At 47.8% G+C, this 18,431-nt stretch carries 26 protein-coding genes and 1 riboswitch; of the genes, 23 read left to right on the top strand and 3 right to left on the bottom strand.

The genetic code is table 11. The features are described 5' to 3' along the window. The first annotated feature begins 86 nt into the window (after positions 1 to 86). From spoIVB to GI364_RS13045, 21 genes are all read left to right on the top strand, one after another. On the top strand, positions 87 to 1,193 hold the full coding sequence (gene spoIVB, locus GI364_RS13145; RefSeq protein WP_198849739.1) for a SpoIVB peptidase: 1,107 nt from the start codon (positions 87 to 89) through the stop codon (positions 1,191 to 1,193). 178 nt (positions 1,194 to 1,371) lie between these two features. Continuing rightward, complete coding sequence (spo0A, locus tag GI364_RS13140) at positions 1,372 to 2,184, top strand: sporulation transcription factor Spo0A (protein WP_370541778.1); 813 nt, start codon at positions 1,372 to 1,374, stop codon at positions 2,182 to 2,184. 704 nt (positions 2,185 to 2,888) lie between these two features. Further along, entirely contained in the window at positions 2,889 to 3,389 is a 501-nt protein-coding gene (locus GI364_RS13135; RefSeq protein ID WP_233095783.1) for a GNAT family N-acetyltransferase, read from the top strand. A 73-nt stretch (positions 3,390 to 3,462) separates the two neighbouring features. After that, a complete protein-coding gene (locus GI364_RS13130) occupies positions 3,463 to 4,293 on the top strand; it encodes a YitT family protein (RefSeq protein ID WP_198849737.1) in 831 nt (276 codons plus the stop codon). A 188-nt stretch (positions 4,294 to 4,481) separates the two neighbouring features. Continuing rightward, a complete protein-coding gene (locus GI364_RS13125) occupies positions 4,482 to 4,748 on the top strand; it encodes an aspartyl-phosphate phosphatase Spo0E family protein (RefSeq protein ID WP_198849736.1) in 267 nt (88 codons plus the stop codon). A 371-nt stretch (positions 4,749 to 5,119) separates the two neighbouring features. Continuing rightward, positions 5,120 to 5,209, top strand: a riboswitch (cyclic di-GMP riboswitch). A gap of 145 nt (positions 5,210 to 5,354) precedes the next feature. Next, positions 5,355 to 6,215 carry a sensor domain-containing diguanylate cyclase gene (locus GI364_RS13120; RefSeq protein WP_198849735.1) on the top strand — a complete coding sequence of 287 codons (861 nt, stop codon included), beginning with the start codon at positions 5,355 to 5,357 and terminating at the stop codon, positions 6,213 to 6,215. A 39-nt stretch (positions 6,216 to 6,254) separates the two neighbouring features. Next, positions 6,255 to 6,410, top strand: a complete 156-nt coding sequence (locus GI364_RS13115; protein ID WP_198849734.1) for a hypothetical protein — start codon at positions 6,255 to 6,257, stop codon at positions 6,408 to 6,410. 177 nt (positions 6,411 to 6,587) lie between these two features. Continuing rightward, the gene (sigY, locus tag GI364_RS13110) at positions 6,588 to 7,136 is read left to right on the top strand and encodes an RNA polymerase sigma factor SigY (RefSeq protein WP_198854007.1); all 549 of its coding nucleotides are present in this window, start codon (positions 6,588 to 6,590) and stop codon (positions 7,134 to 7,136) included. After that, entirely contained in the window at positions 7,108 to 7,506 is a 399-nt protein-coding gene (locus GI364_RS13105; RefSeq protein ID WP_198849733.1) for a YxlC family protein, read from the top strand. Before sigY ends, GI364_RS13105 begins: the two co-directional genes overlap by 29 nt. After that, positions 7,503 to 7,721, top strand: a complete 219-nt coding sequence (locus tag GI364_RS13100) for a sigmaY antisigma factor component (protein ID WP_233095782.1) — start codon at positions 7,503 to 7,505, stop codon at positions 7,719 to 7,721. Before GI364_RS13105 ends, GI364_RS13100 begins: the two co-directional genes overlap by 4 nt. A gap of 30 nt (positions 7,722 to 7,751) precedes the next feature. Further along, positions 7,752 to 7,940 carry a PLD nuclease N-terminal domain-containing protein gene (locus GI364_RS13095; RefSeq protein WP_198849732.1) on the top strand — a complete coding sequence of 63 codons (189 nt, stop codon included), beginning with the start codon at positions 7,752 to 7,754 and terminating at the stop codon, positions 7,938 to 7,940. Further along, on the top strand, positions 7,940 to 8,842 hold the full coding sequence (locus tag GI364_RS13090; RefSeq protein WP_198849731.1) for an ABC transporter ATP-binding protein: 903 nt from the start codon (positions 7,940 to 7,942) through the stop codon (positions 8,840 to 8,842). The genes GI364_RS13095 and GI364_RS13090 overlap by 1 nt, the downstream gene beginning before the upstream one ends. Then, on the top strand, positions 8,839 to 9,633 hold the full coding sequence (locus tag GI364_RS13085; RefSeq protein WP_198849730.1) for an ABC transporter permease: 795 nt from the start codon (positions 8,839 to 8,841) through the stop codon (positions 9,631 to 9,633). Before GI364_RS13090 ends, GI364_RS13085 begins: the two co-directional genes overlap by 4 nt. 69 nt (positions 9,634 to 9,702) lie before the next feature. Further along, complete coding sequence (locus tag GI364_RS13080) at positions 9,703 to 10,155, top strand: hypothetical protein (RefSeq protein ID WP_198849729.1); 453 nt, start codon at positions 9,703 to 9,705, stop codon at positions 10,153 to 10,155. Positions 10,156 to 10,317: 162 nt separating this feature from the next. Beyond that, a complete protein-coding gene (locus tag GI364_RS13075; protein ID WP_198849728.1) occupies positions 10,318 to 10,638 on the top strand; it encodes an ArsR/SmtB family transcription factor in 321 nt (106 codons plus the stop codon). Between the two features lie 110 nt (positions 10,639 to 10,748). Continuing rightward, a complete protein-coding gene (locus tag GI364_RS13070; protein WP_198849727.1) occupies positions 10,749 to 12,047 on the top strand; it encodes an arsenic transporter in 1,299 nt (432 codons plus the stop codon). 49 nt (positions 12,048 to 12,096) lie between these two features. Continuing rightward, a complete protein-coding gene (gene arsC, locus GI364_RS13065) occupies positions 12,097 to 12,537 on the top strand; it encodes an arsenate reductase (thioredoxin) (protein WP_198849726.1) in 441 nt (146 codons plus the stop codon). 152 nt (positions 12,538 to 12,689) lie between these two features. After that, entirely contained in the window at positions 12,690 to 13,175 is a 486-nt protein-coding gene (locus tag GI364_RS13060; protein WP_233095781.1) for a GNAT family N-acetyltransferase, read from the top strand. Between the two features lie 94 nt (positions 13,176 to 13,269). Then, a complete protein-coding gene (locus tag GI364_RS13055) occupies positions 13,270 to 13,866 on the top strand; it encodes a class I SAM-dependent methyltransferase (protein ID WP_198849725.1) in 597 nt (198 codons plus the stop codon). 98 nt (positions 13,867 to 13,964) lie between these two features. After that, positions 13,965 to 14,987, top strand: coding sequence for an NADH:flavin oxidoreductase/NADH oxidase (locus GI364_RS13050; RefSeq protein WP_198849724.1), 1,023 nt, complete (start codon positions 13,965 to 13,967; stop codon positions 14,985 to 14,987). A gap of 322 nt (positions 14,988 to 15,309) precedes the next feature. Next, positions 15,310 to 15,570, top strand: coding sequence for a hypothetical protein (locus GI364_RS13045; RefSeq protein ID WP_198849723.1), 261 nt, complete (start codon positions 15,310 to 15,312; stop codon positions 15,568 to 15,570). A 63-nt stretch (positions 15,571 to 15,633) separates the two neighbouring features. Here the strand turns inward: GI364_RS13045 and GI364_RS13040 are convergent, their stop codons facing one another. The 3 genes from GI364_RS13040 to GI364_RS13030 form a co-directional block, all read right to left on the bottom strand. After that, on the bottom strand, positions 15,634 to 15,870 hold the full coding sequence (locus tag GI364_RS13040; protein WP_198849722.1) for a biotin/lipoyl-containing protein: 237 nt from the start codon (positions 15,868 to 15,870) through the stop codon (positions 15,634 to 15,636). A gap of 87 nt (positions 15,871 to 15,957) precedes the next feature. Beyond that, a complete protein-coding gene (locus GI364_RS13035) occupies positions 15,958 to 16,365 on the bottom strand; it encodes a hotdog fold thioesterase (RefSeq protein WP_198849721.1) in 408 nt (135 codons plus the stop codon). A gap of 68 nt (positions 16,366 to 16,433) precedes the next feature. Continuing rightward, entirely contained in the window at positions 16,434 to 17,132 is a 699-nt protein-coding gene (locus tag GI364_RS13030; protein ID WP_198849720.1) for an endonuclease III domain-containing protein, read from the bottom strand. 176 nt (positions 17,133 to 17,308) lie between these two features. On the opposite strand from GI364_RS13030, the gene GI364_RS13025 reads away from it, so the two are divergent. Both GI364_RS13025 and GI364_RS13020 read left to right on the top strand, forming a co-directional pair. Next, a complete protein-coding gene (locus tag GI364_RS13025; protein ID WP_198849719.1) occupies positions 17,309 to 17,872 on the top strand; it encodes a cytochrome c-type biogenesis protein in 564 nt (187 codons plus the stop codon). A 110-nt stretch (positions 17,873 to 17,982) separates the two neighbouring features. After that, complete coding sequence (locus GI364_RS13020; protein WP_198849718.1) at positions 17,983 to 18,417, top strand: cytochrome c maturation protein CcmE; 435 nt, start codon at positions 17,983 to 17,985, stop codon at positions 18,415 to 18,417. Positions 18,418 to 18,431: the final 14 nt, after the last annotated feature.

Below are 18,431 nucleotides of genomic sequence, written 5' to 3'. Positions count from 1 at the left end.
GTTTTGCGCATCATAATCCCCTTTCCAGAGGGCACCTTAGTAGCACGGGCAAGTACAGGGTGTACGCGAAGGGGGCGCATTTAGACATGTTAAGTCGGCACAGATCAAAAAGCCTTCGGGTGTTCGTTTTAGTTGCAATGGGCACTTTCGTATTTGCGCCAACTCTGCAGAATGTACAGCATCCAACATCTGCGTATAAGCCACCTGTGGCTTGGGCCGGTATTCGTCGCGCAGAGGCCGTCTACGTCGGCGGTCAATCAATTGGTATCCGGCTCAATTCCAAGGGTGTCCTAGTCGTAGGGTTTGAACACGTCGAGGATTCGGATTCTCCTGCAAAGGCGGGTCATATCCAAGTTGGTGACGTCATTGAAACGATAAATGGACAGAGAATCCATTCAATTTCTGAACTGCGGGAACATGTGATGAAAGCGAGTGAGCACACACTGGACTTCGTCGTCCATCGCGGCGAAGCAAAAGTGCATGTTCAGGTTCGTCCCACTGTAGATTCAAGCGGGAATAAGCGGTTGGGCCTGCTCGTAAGGGACAGCACTCGCGGTGTCGGTACGTTGACCTTCTACGACGCAGCCTCTCATCGGTATGGAGCTCTCGGACATGTCATCACAGACGCAGATACCGGACATGCGATTGACGGGTGGGGTACTGTGTATGACTCCGAAATATTTGGAATTGTAAGAGGCAGTTCAGGTAAGCCTGGAGAAAAGCGCGGACGCTTCGTAACACCCCAGATTCGCCTTGGATCGATTGACAGCAATACCGCATTTGGTGTTTTTGGCTCGATGAAACACGTTCCTCCTCACTTATATCGCGCACGAAAAATCCCTGTTGCAAGGCCCAACCAGGTTCACAACGGTGAAGCGACTATTCTTACGGTTGTGCATGGGCAACAGGTTGAGCCGTTTACAGTCCGGATTGAAAACAAGACTCGACAGACAAAACCTACCACTAAAAGTATGATTGTTCATGTGACAGACCCTCGTCTGCTTAAGGAGACGGGAGGCATTGTTCAAGGGATGAGCGGCAGTCCAATCTTACAGGACGGTCGACTGATTGGTGCTGTAACCCACGTATTCGTCTCTGACCCAACGCGAGGATACGGGGTTTATGCGAAATGGATGCTCGAACAGGCTCATCATCGTACTGGGGCGCTCTCCAGTGAAGTCAAAGCCAATTAACCTGAGTACCGCAGTTACGCCGCAAACCGTGAATATTTCACGGTTTGTCGCCGTTTCTTCGTGTCGAAAAATGTCACGTGGAGGTCATTTCACTCGAAAAGTATTTCATAAGATTTGGCAGGACTCGCCTATGGATTGTCGAAAATTACGAAGAGAGAAATCAATTCGAGGAGGAGTTATGCCAGTGCAGCAATTTAAAGTAGCTATTGCCGATGATAACCAAGAATTTACCTCACTCCTCAGTGAGTTTGTGTCTGGTCAGAAAGACATGGAGGTCGTAGGTGTCGCTTATAACGGAGAAGAAGTCATTTCCCTTGTCAAAGAAACGCAGCCTGATGTTCTGGTACTCGACATTATCATGCCCATTATGGACGGCATTGCAGTTCTCGAGCAACTGCAGGAACTGAATGTGAAGTCCCCGAAAGTCATTATGCTGACTGCTTTTGGTCAGGAAAGTATCACCCGACGTGCTGCGGCCCTTGGCGTTTCTTATTTCATTTTAAAGCCGTTTGATATGTCCGTCCTCGGTGAACGTATCCGCCAGGTCGCTGCGCCTCAAACTGTTGCAGCCACTAGGTCAACTTTGATAAATACAACCGCTCAAGCAATACAACAGGCAGCTACGGACTATTCCAAACACGACGTTGATGCTGCCATTACACGGATCATCCATGAAATTGGTGTACCGGCACATATTAAGGGTTATCAGTATCTCAGGGAAGCCATTGGCATTGTATACAACGATGTCGAAATCCTTGGGTCCATTACAAAAGTCCTTTACCCCCGGATTGCTCAACGCTACAAAACAACTCCATCTAGAGTTGAACGAGCCATTCGCCATTCCATCGAGGTCGCCTGGGGCAGAGGTAACATGGATGCCATCCGAAGCGTCTTTGGCTACACGGTCAGTGCCTCCAAAACCAAACCCACCAATTCTGAGTTTATCGCCATGATTGCAGATAAATTAAGAATCGAGCACAAAGTGGGCTAACGATTCTGTCAGAATGATGCTTTCTATAACATTACAATTTTACCTGTTTGTAATTAGTTTAGGCCAACGCACTCCGTGTTATTGGTTACTGCAACCAGTGAATGCGGAGTGTTTTTATGCCGTTTTTGCTCTTAACATCTTAGCTTTTCAAAGCGTTATCTGGGATGTCCAGTGTCTTAGGCTGGTACAAATCGAACAATTCCAACATCGGCTTGCATTGATGGCCCAGAATTTCCATTGCATACGGGAGAAATTTGTGATGAGCATTTAGAACTTGTTCTTTGGTTTGCCAATACGACAGGACCATGTATTCTCCTATGTCAACACTTTGAGCAAATTTAAAATCTAAAAAGCCATCGTACCGCTGCAGGAAAGTAAACAGTAAATCTGCGACACGTTCGGATTCCCACTGTCTGTCTGGTTCGAGCTGAATCTTTACTTTGCAGAGAATAATATAGCACCATTCCTTACGCGTGTATCTTAATGTAAGTGTATCTCTTCTCAGGTTTTCAGTACAATCCCTCGGACCATATTTGACCTCGTAAGATTTTTAAGACATCATTCTAATGGTTGTAGTTGGCAATTTGACGCATAACAATCGCTGACAGGCAGTAGCTGACAGGCAGTAGTTGTCAGGGTGAGACACGCTTTCGTCGGTGGGCCTGTATGCGCGGCAAGTTTAAAATAGAGTGGAGAGGTATAGAGTGAACCAGAACGAAATGGTGATTCGGGCCCCGGTTAGTTCAGCGGAGAAAGACTGGGTGAGGAAACTATGGGAGTCCGAGTGGGGTGGAGCCACTATGATTTCTAGAGGCAAAACATACCGGTTAGCAGAACTCAGTTGCCTCGTTGCGGTGGAGCAGACTGAAGTTATGGGTGCCGCTACATATCATGTGGATGCGGATTCATGTGAGTTGGTCAGCATCAATGCAATTAGAGCTGGTCTAGGTGTAGGGACGCAGTTGCTTCGAGGGGTAGAAAATGCGGCGCGTCTGCCTGGGAGCAGCAAGGTGTGGATCATCACCAGTAATGATAATCTCGACGCGATGAAATTCTATCAAAGGCGCGGCTATCGCATGACCCAAATCTACGTTGGAGCCATAGACAACGCACGACTGCAAAAAGAAACCATTCCCCGCATAGGCAATTATGGAATCGAAATACATGACGAAATTGAATTGGCTAAACCTTTAAAATATTATTAGAAACCGGTGTACGAACCTGGTGTCATGTTGTTACAATGAGAAACCGAGTACTCTTGACTAGGTGGAGGATGACATGACAAAGACCATCATCTACGAAGTTATCGGTATTGCTTTTGGCACATTCATCACAGCCCTCGGTATCAACGCATTGATTGTACCTGGTCGCCTTCTGACAAGCGGAGTCACAGGTGTCGCTATACTGATTCAACATTTTGTCCCGGTTTCTCTGGCAGTTATGTATCTAATCCTGAATTTACCGCTTCTAGTACTGAGCGCATTTCAAATTGGCAGGAAATTTACGGTCTATACTGTGTACTCTGCCATTTTGCTTTTTGTTTTTCTGACAACCATACACGTCCACCATATTCCGACCCATAATATCCTTTTGGACAGTGTGTTCGGCGGTGTGCTGTCCGGAGGCGGGTGTGCCATTGTTTTACGCCTCGGCGGTTCTCAAGGCGGCCTGGATATAGTCACGAGGGTCATTGCGCGCCATAGGAATGTAACGGTCGCCAATTTAAATCTGATTTTTAATGCTGTAATTATTGTATTATCGGTATTTCTCTTCAACATACAAGTGGCCATGTATACATTAATATCAATTTTCGCGAGTTCCAAGGCTTACGCAGTACTGCTAAATCATGTTGGCCGCGTCTCTGTGATTATCATCACAGAACACGGAGAGAGAGTTTCAAGAGCTATTACAGCGAATATGATTCGCGGCGTTACCAGTTGGAATGCAGTCGGAACGTACTCAAATCACCCTAAAAATGTACTGCTCTGCGTTACTACCAACGTACAACTCACTCAACTGCGAACCATTGTGCTCGAGAACGATTCCAAAGCTTTTATCAGCGTGATTGCAACACAGAACGTGATTGGACATTTCAAGCAAATATGGTGAGACTGTGTTGTCCAAGCTGTTGCATCGACATTTATTTATGGCAGAACATCGCGACTCGAGCAGAGAATTAACGAATTTTTAATGTTTTATTTCCCCTTCGACACGTTGTGACAAATTTGGTTTAGACAATGTGTTACGCTTGGGAGCGTTGTTGCTTCTTAGTGGAAGAGGGGAGGGCGGACGTTGCAATGAATCAACTAATAGAACACCTTCGGTGCAAAATGATTGACCTAGCACATGAACGGGGCAGTTTGACACATCCAGAAGTGATTGCTGTCAGTGAACAGTTGGACGACTATATTGTGAAAGTTCAACAACTCTTGAAAGATTCAAGTTATGAAACCACATTATATCGGTACGATACAAACACAGAAATTCATGGTTTGGGCTCGCTTACAGATTTTTTAGATTGGCATGACACTGCTCTCAGACAAACTGCGATGCCTCCCTGCTAAATGAATTGGAAATGGATAAGACAAACACAACCGCGGTGGCTTGGCTGTCATAGCATTCAGTTGAAATGCCGGTTCAATTCGTTAAAATGACACAATTCCCACTTGTGTAAATTGGAATGGAGGGCGTTCCCTTTGTTTGTTCGTACTTTAACCGGTAAAGGTGCATCACAACTATTGTGCGTATTCAACTATTGCGTGTAAATACGGAGTCCTTTGGCGCACCGATAATGATTATGGGTTACAAATTATAGTATGTATTGGAGGATTTTTACGCAAGGTGTTGAAATACCAGTGTGTGGAAGCAGCATATACTGAACTAATATTCATAGAATGGTATGGCGAACAACGTACCACAGATTTCTCAATTGAATTTACGATAAAGGCAAATGTGCTGAAAGGCACTGACGCAAAGCTAAAGGGACTACATCAGGATGAGCCTGACAAGTCAGCCAGCTGCTCGTATGGCTAGGACTCAGTCTGATTGCGGGCTGAGTTGTTTTTTTTTGGGAGGGATGCGGTCATGGACAGCAGTTGAACGGACGGCAATAAGCTCACGACAACCGCCAAGTAATATAGAGACAGGATTCTGGAAGGTTGGGGAATAGGGTGTCTGACTTACCTGTTGAACTCATATTAGACAACATGTCGGATTTAGTTTTCGTGATGCGTCTGGATGACTCCAATGATTTTCGATACGTAAAGATGAATTCCTCTGCTATGAGAGCTGCTGGACTTACTTCAATGGCTTACGGCGCAACTTTCTACGATGTCCTCGACCCATACGAAGCAGAGTTTCTGGACAAGCAGTATCACCATGCTCTGACAACCGTCAAACCAATCTCATTCCTTTTCAGCCACGGAGGTCAAATTGGTGAGACAAAATTGGATATTGTAAGAGCGGGCGGAAACCCTCATGTAATTGGTACAGTGCGTGACATAACAGAACGAGTGAGTACTGAACAACGCCTTCGCAGAGAAGCACATTTTGATGCCCTGACGGGACTTATGAATCGCCACGGACTAGAAGAACGGTTGCACACGAGCCTTGCTGAAGCAGAAAAAACCGGCAGTCTCGTAGCAGTAATGGTCATTGATGTGGACAGTCTAAAGACAATGAATGACACATGGGGACACTTGGTTGGAGATGCTGTCCTGCAAGAAGCTGCTCGGCGCATTCAGGGGGTCATACGAAAAGAGGATATTGTAGCACGCATTGGCGGGGACGAGTTCATACTCGCTGTACATATTCAAACAAGATCGGACAGCATACTTCTGGCAGAACGACTTCGAGTTGCACTGTCGGCACCGTGGGTACACAATAACGTGACTATGGAAATGTCGGCAAGTATGGGCATGGCATTGTTTCCCATGCACGCTGCAACCTTTCAGGAAGTGCTTCGGTTGGCTGATGAGGCTTTGTACAAAGCCAAACAGAAGCCGGGAACTCACTATGAGTGTAAAGAGTAGAAGGTTTTGGACGCAGCATGAACGCTGTGGGACTGAAAGATGGCGTATCTGAAGGTCATCAAATATGCAACCAGCGCTTCTGTAAGCGCTGGTTTTATTGTGATGTCGTTTTTGGTTGTCCTTGTGGTCCATCATGGTAAAACGCAAGTTTTAAAGGTTTTTGCAAAAAACTTAAAGAGTAATGTGAACCATTGACCATCCTGAATCGTACTATCTATGTCTACAGATTCATCAGCACGAGTTGTGTCCGCTTGCTTCTGGCATGTCGGAAATGGCCGGGGGGGTGTGTGGCAGAGGCACGAACCAGGCCGCTTGCACTTGACGTTTACTTCAGGTGCCGAATGAATGACGGGATAGGTGGCTGCCCATTTGATGGACGAACTACTACAGGCTGCAGCAGCACAACAAGGAGACGAGGAAGCATTGGCGCTGTTGTTACAGCGCAACTATTTGTTCGTGTTCAAATATCTGTTGAAGGTGACATTAGAACGCTCGAGGGCAGAGGAGCTTACACAAGAAACCATGGTACGAGCCATTGAAAAGATTCACCTCTATGATCCGTCCAAAAGTAAGTTTTCATCTTGGCTTATGACAATCGCTACTCGGCTGTTTTTTGATGAACGACGGCGAAGAAGACGAGAGAAGGAATTCATAGCAGCCGACGAGCTAAGCCGCAGCCTCCGCTGGCAAATAGAGACTTCACCTGATGAATGGCCAGCATTGGTCGATGTCTTGTCTGGATTGAGTCTCGATACTCGAACAGCGGTGGTATTGAAACATTTCTATGGCTATAACTATAAGGAGATTTCCAAAATGTGTAAGGTTCCGACAGGGACCGTGAAGTCTCGTGTTCATAACGGTTTAATCGCCCTGAGAAAGGAGTGGCTGGCCAATGAACCGAAAGCTCAGTCAGAAGACTGACTCAAGTAAAGGTGACACAAGCCAGATGAGTGACGCAAGCCAGGCAACGGATGGCTCGGACGAGGCATTTCTAGAGGACTTACTGGAGGCACTGAAGCTTGTGGAAAATGCATCACCGAGGGTCGCTCCGGCGTTGTCACAATTTCAAGGTCTCGTTCAGGGAGTTAAAAAAGAAGAGAGACGGAGACTGGTTCGCGACTTAGTACTCTTTCTAACCATCGCACTTCTCATTATTTCGGGCTGGGTGGTTAGCTTAGTTGTTCGGCCGTACTTGTTTCTTGCGGCCGTAGTTGTCATGTCTGTCTGTTCACTCGCAGCGATACCCGTTGTAGCTGTGGCTAACCGACGGTTCTGGGAGAAATCAGGATGAAAATGCATGGCAATATAGGCTGGGCGGGTGCCGTTGTGATTGCGGCAATTCTGTTAATTCAAGGCACATGGCTGTTTCTGAATGCCCGCAGACACGGCAAATGGCCGTGGATTTGGGGATTGTGGGGTCTCATACAAGCTCCCTTGCCTGTCGTTGTTTACCTTTTGGTTGTGCGAAAAGTCTGGAGAAAGTGGAAACTCCCTTTTCGCACATGATTTTCACATCGCATAGGAGGCGTTGTATCCATGAGTATTCCTATCAGTGCCTTACTTCCAATCGTCTTCATCGAACTCATTTTGCTCGTGATTGCACTGATTGATTGCATTCGCGCTGAGTCTACCAATGGTCCAAAGTGGCTGTGGGTAATCGTCATCATCTTCGTTGAAATTCTCGGTCCGGTTCTATATTTTGTCTTCGGGAGGAAGAACCGCTGATGAAGCTGCTGGAGGTTGAAGGTCTAAAGAAGGTTTTCGGGAGTGTCGAAGCTGTTCGGGGTATTAGCTTTAGCATTGAAGCAGGCCGCTGTGTCGCGCTGCTGGGACCGAATGGTGCGGGTAAAACAACCACGCTCAAGATGTTGGCAGGGCTGCTTGTTCCAACTGCGGGAATGATTCGGTTGGAAGGGAGTCCTGTTCATGATATACGTCCAAATATCGGGTATTTGCCGCAGAATCCTGGATTTCACGGCTGGATGACTGGAAAGGAATTTCTTATCTATGTGGCACGTCTGGCCGGATTCAGCAAAGCCCGCGCGAAAGCCAAGAGTGACGATGTTCTGGAGCAATTGGGACTACAGTCAGCAGCAGAGAGACCCATAAGGGGGTATTCCGGAGGTATGAAACAACGGCTTGGCATTTGCCAAGCATTGATTCATCGGCCGCGTATACTGATTTTGGATGAACCGGTTTCGGCTCTCGATCCCGTTGGAAGGCGCGACATCCTCACCCTTCTCTCTAACCTCAGCGGAGAGACCACCGTTTTGTATTCTACGCATGTTCTGCATGATGCACAGGAGATTAGCAACGACATTATCCTCCTTGTCAATGGCAGCGTCGTGTTGTCAGGGGACCTAGAAGAAGTGCGCAGGAGTCACACACAGCCGCAGGTGGATATCACTGCTTATGTTTCGCTTGAACCGTATTACAGGGCACTCTCGAGGCTTCCAGGTGTTGAAGACATCCGGGGCCGAGGTGGAAGCATGTCTCTCGTAGTCAGTGACGTGAGCCAAATTCGTACCACTCTTTTGCAATTTTTTGTTGACGAGAATGTTCCTCTGGAACGGTTGGAGTTTGGTTACAGTACCCTGGAGGACTTGTTCATGGAGGCGGTTCAGTGATGCAGTTTCGTATTGTGTGGAGCAAGGAAGTGGTTGAGTCGTGGAAAAACAGAAAGTGGATTTGGCTTCCGCTCGTATTTGTGTTGCTTGGTGCGATGCAGCCAATATCAACGTACTTTATGCCGCAAATCTTGAAAATGTCAGGAGGTCTGCCAGCGGGTACTGTAATTCACATTCCCACTCCTTCAGCCGGCGGTGTTTTTGCAAAGGCGCAGTCGCAGTACAACAGTCTTGGTCTGCTTGTGCTCGTCTTGGCCTTTATGGGTAGTATTTCTAATGAGCGACGGGAGGGCGTGCTCGACCTGGTTCTGGTTAAACCTGTGTCACACACCGCCTATATTCTGGCAAAATGGTTCTCTGCAGTCGTTTTGACAATCACAGCATTAACCCTTGGAGACATTGCCGCTTGGTATTATACGGTGCAGCTGATTGGCCCGCTGTCAATCCCGTACGCGATGCTGTCATTGCTGCTTTACGCCTTTTGGTTGATACTCATTGTAACTCTGACGACTTTTTTTAGTGTCCTTATGACATCAACCGTCGCCAATGCGTTTGTAACACTCTCTTCGGCTGCCGTTCTGTCTGTCGTTGCGGCCGTATTGAAATGGAAATGGAGTCCGGGTGCACTGCCGAGTCACGCTTCCGCTATTTTGTCGATTTGGGACAAGGGCAGTACGAACGCTTTACAAAGCAATTTTCAAATTGTCTGGAGTGTCGTTGTCACAGGAATCGTCGTCGTTCTCTTACTTGTCGCGAGTGTTTACGAATTTAGACGTAAGACTTTTCTTTGAAAGAAAGGTGTTAACGTACTTTTGGACCACAACGTCTATAACGATAACTACGATTTAGGGGGGATCTTCATGGGCAAAATTCTGAAGTGGCTATCCGGAATGTTGGTCTTAACAGCCGTCACTGGGTGCGGGGTGGATATAAGCCAGACTACTGCTTCAGGGAACACCTCTGTGCAAAACAAAGTTGTCGGAACGGCGAACCAGACTTCGCCTTCAACTCGTTTTCGTCCTCTGCCGGCCAATGCGCAAAAGATTGTTGTGATGAAGAATACTGCTAAATCGGTTATTACGAGCGCTACAACCATCAGACAGCTGACAAAAGCCTTCAACCAGGCCGCGGAAGGGAAGAAAACCACAATTCATTGTAACGCCATGACCAGTGACAAATATCGGATTACGTTTACGTACAAAGACGGTAAAACGAGGGCATTTACGAACTTTGGGGGGGCCTGCCGACCGATGGTAGATCAAGCAAGCGGTGTAAAGTTCCCTTCGGCAAACTTATTGGGTAAACTACGATAGGCTAACCCGAATCATCGCAGCGATGAACTCTTGAAAAAGACATACATAATGACTGCAACAGGCTTGGCTGTCCAAGTGACAGCTTCTCACTATCCCATATTATTTTGACTAAATAACAAAATAGTAATATGGTTATGGATGTTGACGGAGGTGAGGTGAGTTATGGAACTGACTGAGTTGGCACAGGTGCTTAAAGCACTGGGAGATGCAACTCGCTTAAAGATCATTTCTTTGCTTCGAGTACGGGACTTCTGTGTTTGTGAATTAGTACCGCTGTTCGACATATCACAACCAGCAATCTCAAAGCACTTGAGTAGACTGAAAACAGTCGGAATCGTTTCAGAACAAAGAAAAGGGCAGTGGGTCTTCTATTCATTAAACAATTCGGTTTTAAAGCAGCTTTGCGTAGACTTGGATGAGTTGCCGGACATGTCCGCGGAGTTAACTCGCCTTGGGTCGGAAGGAAAGCTTGTGTGTGAATGAGCAGCACACAAGCTGAGACGCCGTGTCTGTGGGGAAAAGAATAACTACATGTTCATGACACTCAGTCGGTATGCGCTGAGGCAGCATGACGGGATAGACTGGAGGAACGTATGTTTTTGACTTGGACTGCTTTACTGATTTTTGGGTTAACGCTGGCATTCGTCATCTGGCAGCCTAAGGGGCTCAGCATTGGTTGGACAGCGTTGGGGGGCGCTGTGCTTGCACTTGCTTTTCGAGTTGTAACCTTTGCGAATGTATGGTCGGTGACAAAAATTGTTTGGGATGCCACCCTTGCCTTTGTAGCAATTATTATTATATCTACGATTCTTGATAAAATTGGATTTTTCGAATGGGCAGCATTACGGATGGCGCATGCAGCAAAGGGTGATGGACGGAAGGTCTTTCTGTATGTGACGGTCCTCGGCGCAATGGTGTCGGCCTTTTTTGCAAACGACGGCGCAGCGTTGATTTTGACGCCAATTGTCATGGAAAAAATTCAACTACTTAAGTTCGATTCTCGGCGGATGATCCCGTTTATCATGGCGAGCGGGTTTATCGCCGACACGACTTCTTTACCTCTCGTGGTCAGCAATCTCGTCAACATCGTTTCTGCCGACTATTTTCACATCGGATTCGTGAGCTATGCTTGGCATATGGTTGTTCCGGATTTATTCTCGCTGGGCGTCAGTATTCTGGTTCTGTACGCTTTCTTCCGAAAGGATATTCCCAGAAAATATGACCCGCAAGTGCTGCTGCCGCCAACCAAGGCCATACGTCACCAAGGCATGTTTAAACTGTCCTGGTACATTCTCTCTGTGCTTGTGCTGGGTTATATTCTGACAGAAGTTCTCCACATCCCAGTGTCTGTGGTTGCAGGGCTGGCAGCCATCACTTTCCTGATTGCAGGCACAAGGTCGAAGTCCATTCAACCCTGGACCGTAATTCGCGAAGCACCGTGGGCTATTGTGGTGTTTTCTATTGGTATGTATGTGGTTGTATACGGGTTGCGCAATGTTGGATTAACCGGCGTATTGGGCCATTTTATCGCTGGTTCCACGCACTACGGGATGTTTGCAGGCACGCTTACTACCGGGTTCCTTGCAGCTATTCTGTCGAGCGTGATGAACAACATGCCGACTGTGATGATCAATGCACTGGCTATTCATTCCACACACACCACGGGCCTGATTCATGAAGCGTTAGTCTACGCCAATGTCATTGGCTGCGATTTAGGCCCGAAAATTACGCCTATTGGTTCCTTGGCAACCCTTCTATGGTTGCACGTTCTTCGCAAACGGGGTGTCACCATTACGTGGGGGCGGTACCTGAGAACTGGTATTGTACTGACAGTGCCAACCTTGTTTGTGACCCTGTGCGGTCTGTACCTGTGGTTGGTTGTTGTGGGCTAGCATCAATGAGACTTGACTTAGATGAACTTAGAAGGGATGGATATCATTTATGACGAATGAACATGGACAAAAGCCGCTTGTGTATTTTCTCTGTACAGGGAATTCTTGCCGAAGCCAAATGGCAGAGGGCTGGGCGAGGACATTGGGACAAGACAAGGTGGAAGTGTACAGTGCCGGAATCGAGGCACATGGCTTAAACCCTCGAGCCGTGCGTGCCATGAGAGAACGCAATGTGGATATTTCACAGCATACATCCAAGGAAATTGACAGAGAGTTGCTCAACCGGGTGGATTATGCCATCACGCTTTGTGGAGATGCCAATGACAGGTGCCCGACGACGCCGGCTCATGTCAATCGGATGCACTGGGGCTTCGAAGACCCTGCCCGGGCAACAGGTACTGAAGAAGAAATCCAAGAGAAGTTCCGAGAAGTGCGTGATGCAATTTACACAAAGGTTGATGAATTCCTAAAGAGTCTGCAGACCAATTAGGGTGAACCTTGCTTGGGGAGGCATATGTCCTGCGTGCGCGTCATCGAAGCAGTAGGAAGAGTTCAGTTTTTGTTTAACTGAGAGACACTTTCATAGCGCATAGTGTGGGTTTGGACCAAATCCAGTCTGTTAGAGGGAGAAGGAGTGGACATATGCAGGGCCTGGAAACGAGAAAAATGACGCGTACTGAAGCGGAAAGCATAGTAAATTGGGCCTATGACGAGCCATACAGTTTGTACGACCTCAACGGCTCATCAGAAGCTTTAGAGGAACTGCTGAATCAAGACTACTCGACGGTTTATGCAACTGATGAGGGCCTTGTCGGATTTTATTGTACTGGACCAGCTGCGCAGGTCCCGGCCGGCTGGGACGAGGGTGCCTATGGAGGGAGCGACGACGGTCGTCCGTTTCTTGATTTTGGCATTGGCATGCGGCCTGGCTTGACCGGACAGGGACTTGGTACCTTCTTTTTGGGACATGTACTCAAAGACCTCACTGCAGAGGAAAATTCACTAAGGCTGCGGCTTACGGTGGCCACCTTTAACAGGCGCGCAATTCGACTGTATGAAAAGTTTGGCTTTCAGTATGTAATGGACTTTAGCGTCAACGGAACTTGCTTTCAAACTATGATACGGTGAAACAGCGGGAGTGTCAGCACGACCGCATCACTTCAGGTGGGAACGAAATGAGAACCGTGCGGTAAGTGAAGTGCCTTCAGGAGGTCGGCGAACCGTGGTAGAACATCCGCATTTTTCACGCGCATACATTATGGGACAGCACTCCCTTGAACGATTCGTGGGCGGGATTCGCTCAGTTCAGAACCACCGGGCAAACGGCAAAACCTTAATTGTTGGAGCGGGAACAGGGCTCGATGTGCCACAGTTGGGGCACAATGTGTCAGAAGTCCTGCTGCTTGAACCTGATGCAACCATGCGCGATTACCTGTCCAGGACGTATCCTGAACTTCCTGTCCTCTCCAGTCCCGCCGAGCATATGGCAGCAGAGAGCGGAGTATTTGACACGGTGGTGTCAAGTCTCGTATTGTGCAGCGTTCAAAGCATTGAGAAAACCCTCTCAGAGATTTCACGAGTACTGCGCCCTGGTGGTCAGTACCTGTTCATGGAGCATGTTCTTCACCATACGCCAATCAACCGTCTGCTGCAGAATTTTGTAAATCCGCTGTGGAAGCGTGCTGGAGGCGGTTGTAACTTAAATCGAGATGTGTACAGCGCCCTTCAGACGTCGTCCCTGCGAATTAAGGAGTATTCTGTGAAGAAGCCGAATTTTATTGCTCCGATTATATCTGGGAGGGCACTGAAAGAACGGTGAACGCTGCCCTTGTCGGGAAATTTGACTCTCAAACTAACAATCATCATACTCGAAACCGGATGAACAAGTATTTATCTCTGGAATAGAGGAGTGGAAGTATGGCCCAATTGTTTACCCCCTATCAGATAAAAGGGTTGGACCTGAGAAATCGAGTTGTGATGGCACCGATGTGTCAGTATTCAGTCACTGCCAGAGACGGAAAGCCAAATGACTGGCACTATACACACTATACGAGCCGGGCTGTCGGTGGAGCCGGCTTAATTTTGATTGAAATGACGGATGTTGAACCTGATGGACGGATTTCCGACTTCGATCTCGGTCTCTGGTCGGATGAACATATTCCAGCTTTTCAACGTATTATTGACGCTTGTCATGGCTACGGTGCGAAAGTGGGTATCCAAATTGCGCATGCTGGGCGAAAAGCTGAGGACGCAGCAGTGCCGGTAGCACCTTCGCCAATCAAATTCCCAGCATCGCGTTACAAAACGCCCCGAGAACTGTCGACTGATGAAGTCAAGGAGATAGTGGGCAAATTTTCCGCTGCTGCGCGACGAGCAGTACAGGCTGGTGTGGATACAATTGAACTGCACGGGGCTCATGGCTACTTAATTCATCAATTTCAATCTCCGCTTACGAATCAGCGGACGGATGTGTATGGCGAAGATTTAGCTCGTTTCGGAGTTGAAGTCATTCAAGCGGTTAAAGCCGAAATGCCAAAGGACATGCCGCTCCTCATAAGAATTTCGGCCGTTGAGTATGCTGACGGGGGTTATGACATATCCCACGCCATTGAACTCTCTAAAAGATACCAGAGTGCTGGTGCGGACGTCATTCACGTGAGTTCAGGCGGGGAAGGGAAACCAGGGAAACGACAACCAGGGAATTATCCGGGTTACCAGGTCCCCTTTGCAAGGGCCGTTAAAGACGCAGTCAACATCCCTGTGATTGCAGTGGGAATGCTTGAGAATTATCAACTGGCAGAATCGGTGCTCGGAAATGAGGACGCCGATCTCATCGCACTCGCTCGCGGCTTGCTGCAAGACCCGTACTGGCCTATTCACGCTGCACAAGCGCTGGGAGATGAACTGCCTGTTCCACGGCAGTATGGAAGAGCATTTTAGTGTTTGTCTGGTCACCTGTCTCACCTGTCTGTAATTGAAGAAACGATATCTTCACCTTATACTCTGCCGCCCCTTGGATAGACTAGCCTATCCAAGGGGCGGCACGTATTTTTTGACTCCTGTCGGGACCCGGATTCTTGCGACCAGTGCTATGTCACAGCATTCCTTTTCAACTATATGCCCCACGGTCAGTTTGAGTCATGATTCCTCTACGGAAAAATAGTCTTTACATGCCTACTGCAGAGTCAGCGGGAAAGTTACGATATCAGCAAGAAATTGTCGAGGCGGATGCATGTCATTGAACGAGAAAGGCGGGACCCTCATGTGGAACAAGAATTCCTGCTGGAATTATACGGTTGTGGTTGCATTAGGATGCAGCATGGCAGCGGCATTAATCCCAACAGTTTGGGCTGCACTGTACGTTCTCGTGTCTGTAACGGCCGCTGCCGCGACGCTATGGATGTTGGCGCGAGCCTGGAAGTGCCAGAGGAAAAATGCCACGATTTCGTGGGTCTATTTTCTCTCTTCACTGCTGTCCATCATGCTGATAACCGATTCACTGACGCACTTAAATGGACTGTAGTTACGTTTATAGGCAGTGCTGCATGCACCCAAATTGCTCGCATCAGCGATGCTGCAGACGCCTTTATGATTCGTCTATGTGGCAAAGCACAGCATCGGGGGCTACAGTTTCTCCCTCCTGCACAACAAGGGTCGCCACCGTACCGGAGTAATCGGAGGGGACCTCGATGCTGACCTTGTCGGTAGTGATTTCAAGAAGAGGTTCGTTTTTTTCAATTTTGTCTCCTGGCTGTTTCAACCACTTTGTGACAAGTCCTTCTTGCACACTGTCGCCGAGCTGAGGCAGGTGAAATTCTTTCATTAGATTATGTACCTCCTTCAATTGTTGAACTTCATCACTATGAGAGTACAGTAAACCAACCGCTAATCTGTGTAAACGTGAATCAAGTTAGACATCCTCGTGGTTAATTACGGCTAAGGTACAGCGCGATGCATTGACGAGGCGATTCTGCTCGTCCCTTATTTTTACCTCCCACACCATTGTTCGTCTGCCCAAATGGAGCGGAAGAGCTGTGGCTGTCACGGTTCCGTCTCGCTTCCCTCTCAAGTGGTTTCCGTTAATTTCAACACCCACTACGCTTTGCCTTGCAATATCTACATTTAAATACCCGCCGATGCTGGCTGCGGTTTCGGCCAGCGCCATTGAAGCTCCACCGTGGAGCAATCCGGCCGGCTGATGGGTGGTTTCATTGACGGGCATGGAAATGATGACTTCATCCTTGTCCAACTTTACGTATTCCATGTTCAGTGCAGCAGCCAACGTGTTTGTTCGTAAATCAAGGGTTGACGGATCCATGGTTACGCCTCCAGTACGCTAAATTGTACAAGGTGCAAAGAATATGTCTCACAGGTATTGAATCACAACTACAACGTTTCTCGCAATGTACTTCCTTGTGCATGAGCGCATGTCTCTTGCAGAGGACACTGCGAACAATGTGGATGCTTGGGCAGGCAGTAGTGATGACCTACTGCATCGAGCAGTGCATGGTACTGGTTGAAGAGGGCAACGTCAGTCGGAAGGTACTCGAGAAACCAACTTCGAATCTCCTCATAGTCCTGACCTTCGGTCAAGATAGACAGTCGGGAAAAGATTCTTTTGGTGTAGGCATCCACGACGAATGTCGGAAGTTCTGCCGCGTATAGAACAATGTCATCGGCTGTTTCGGGACCAATCCCGTAGATATTCAACAACTCGGTACGTAACTTGGGCGCTTCTTGGTGGAACATCTGTTGCAATGAACCTTGATATTGCGTCTGCAAATGCTCGGCAAAGGCGTAAAGCTTCTTAGACTTTGTCCTGTAAAAGCGTGTTGACCGGATGCACTGTTCCACTTCCGTTGTTGGTGCATGCAACATTCGATTAAAACTACATAGTCCTCGAGACTTTAGAAGATTGATTGCATTTTCAACGTTTTTCCACGAAACGTTTTGGACAAGAATCGCTCCAATTACGATTTCTTCGGTTGACTCTGCCGGCCACCATTTTCGGTCGCCAAAATGCTCATACATCAAATTGTAAATTTGAAGCAGTTTGGCAGACGGAGAAGATGGGGATGAACTCATAACAGGTACACCTCGAATGCAATCAATTCTGTATTGTCAAGACAAAGTCACAAACCCTACGAAATCAGAATAGAGAGCTGTTTGCTCCTGTAGTATACTGAATCCGAAGTTGAAACGGAAATCCGTTTTGTCGGTGTGGTAGTCGGTGTGGTAGTCGGTGTGTAGGGGGAATGCATGTGGCCCAAAAACGCGGAAAGATGCGTCTGTGGATTGCTGGTATTGTGTTAGTCACTTTGGTCACAACCACTGGTGCCGTGTGGTACAGTGTCCATCGACACTCAACGCAAAAGAACTTGCAGCAAGAGGTCTTAGCCATTGCTGCACAACTGCGGGTACCGAGCGAGCAGGACACTATGACGGTAGCTACTTCTCCGGAGACTGTAGCTCAGCACATGCGGTATGAGATTCAAGCAGATTTGCTCAAGGGGCAACATCGTCAACAAATCTTATCTGAAATGGTACATGAGTACGGAAATCAGGTTCTGGCTGCACCGTCTGGACGAGGATTTGGCGGTTTAGTCTGGACAATACCTATAGCTGCTTTGATTCTCGGTCTGACTGGTCTCGCTATCTATTTTTTACGAAATGCAAGGCCAACTGTGGGCGCCGATACGATGGCGGTTTCCGTCACAGCAGGGAATTCGGACAAGAAGAGTCTTCCGAGTACTGGAACCGTAAATCATCACAAGTCTACACATTTGGACGCAACCATAGAGAAAACTCTGCGAGACTATCTATAGTTCATAGGTTATCGTTCATAGGTCATCATTTAATATAGATGCTGTCTTGAAAGGTTAATTTTGGCGGTTGGCTGTAAGCCCGTGAATAACGCTTGGTGGAGGGAATAACAATGGCGACGCGTTGGAAGTTGACGACTGCTCTCATTCTGGTGGTAGCAGTGATTGGAGTACTCATCCGTACGGCTGTGACACATGCGTCCAGCTACTACGTGACAGTTCACCAGTTGACGACAGAAGGCAGGCAGGCAATTGGCCAGAAAACTACGGTGAGCGGAGAAATTGTGGGCTCGTCGGTTCACTGGCTTCCCGCAAAAAGCCTATTGACCTTCACGATGAAGGATAAATCCAGCAATAATACGATTCCCGTAACGTTTCACGGTGCTAAACCCGATGACTTTTCTAATAATTGGCCGGTTATCGTGTCGGGGACCATGGGCAAGAACGGTCAATTTGAGGCCTCTAAATTATTGATAAAATGCCCGTCCAAATACAAGGCGAAGGGGCAAACGAAAACGTACAAGGCAAGTCCGACCGTGAAACAGTAAACTCTTCAAAATTT

The sequence above is a fragment of the Alicyclobacillus sp. SO9 genome (genome assembly GCF_016406125.1).
Taxonomy (GTDB): Bacteria; Bacillota; Bacilli; order Alicyclobacillales; family Alicyclobacillaceae; genus SO9.
The sequence above is the reverse complement of the archived record's forward strand: the minus strand, read 5'-3'. Positions and strand labels throughout refer to the sequence as shown.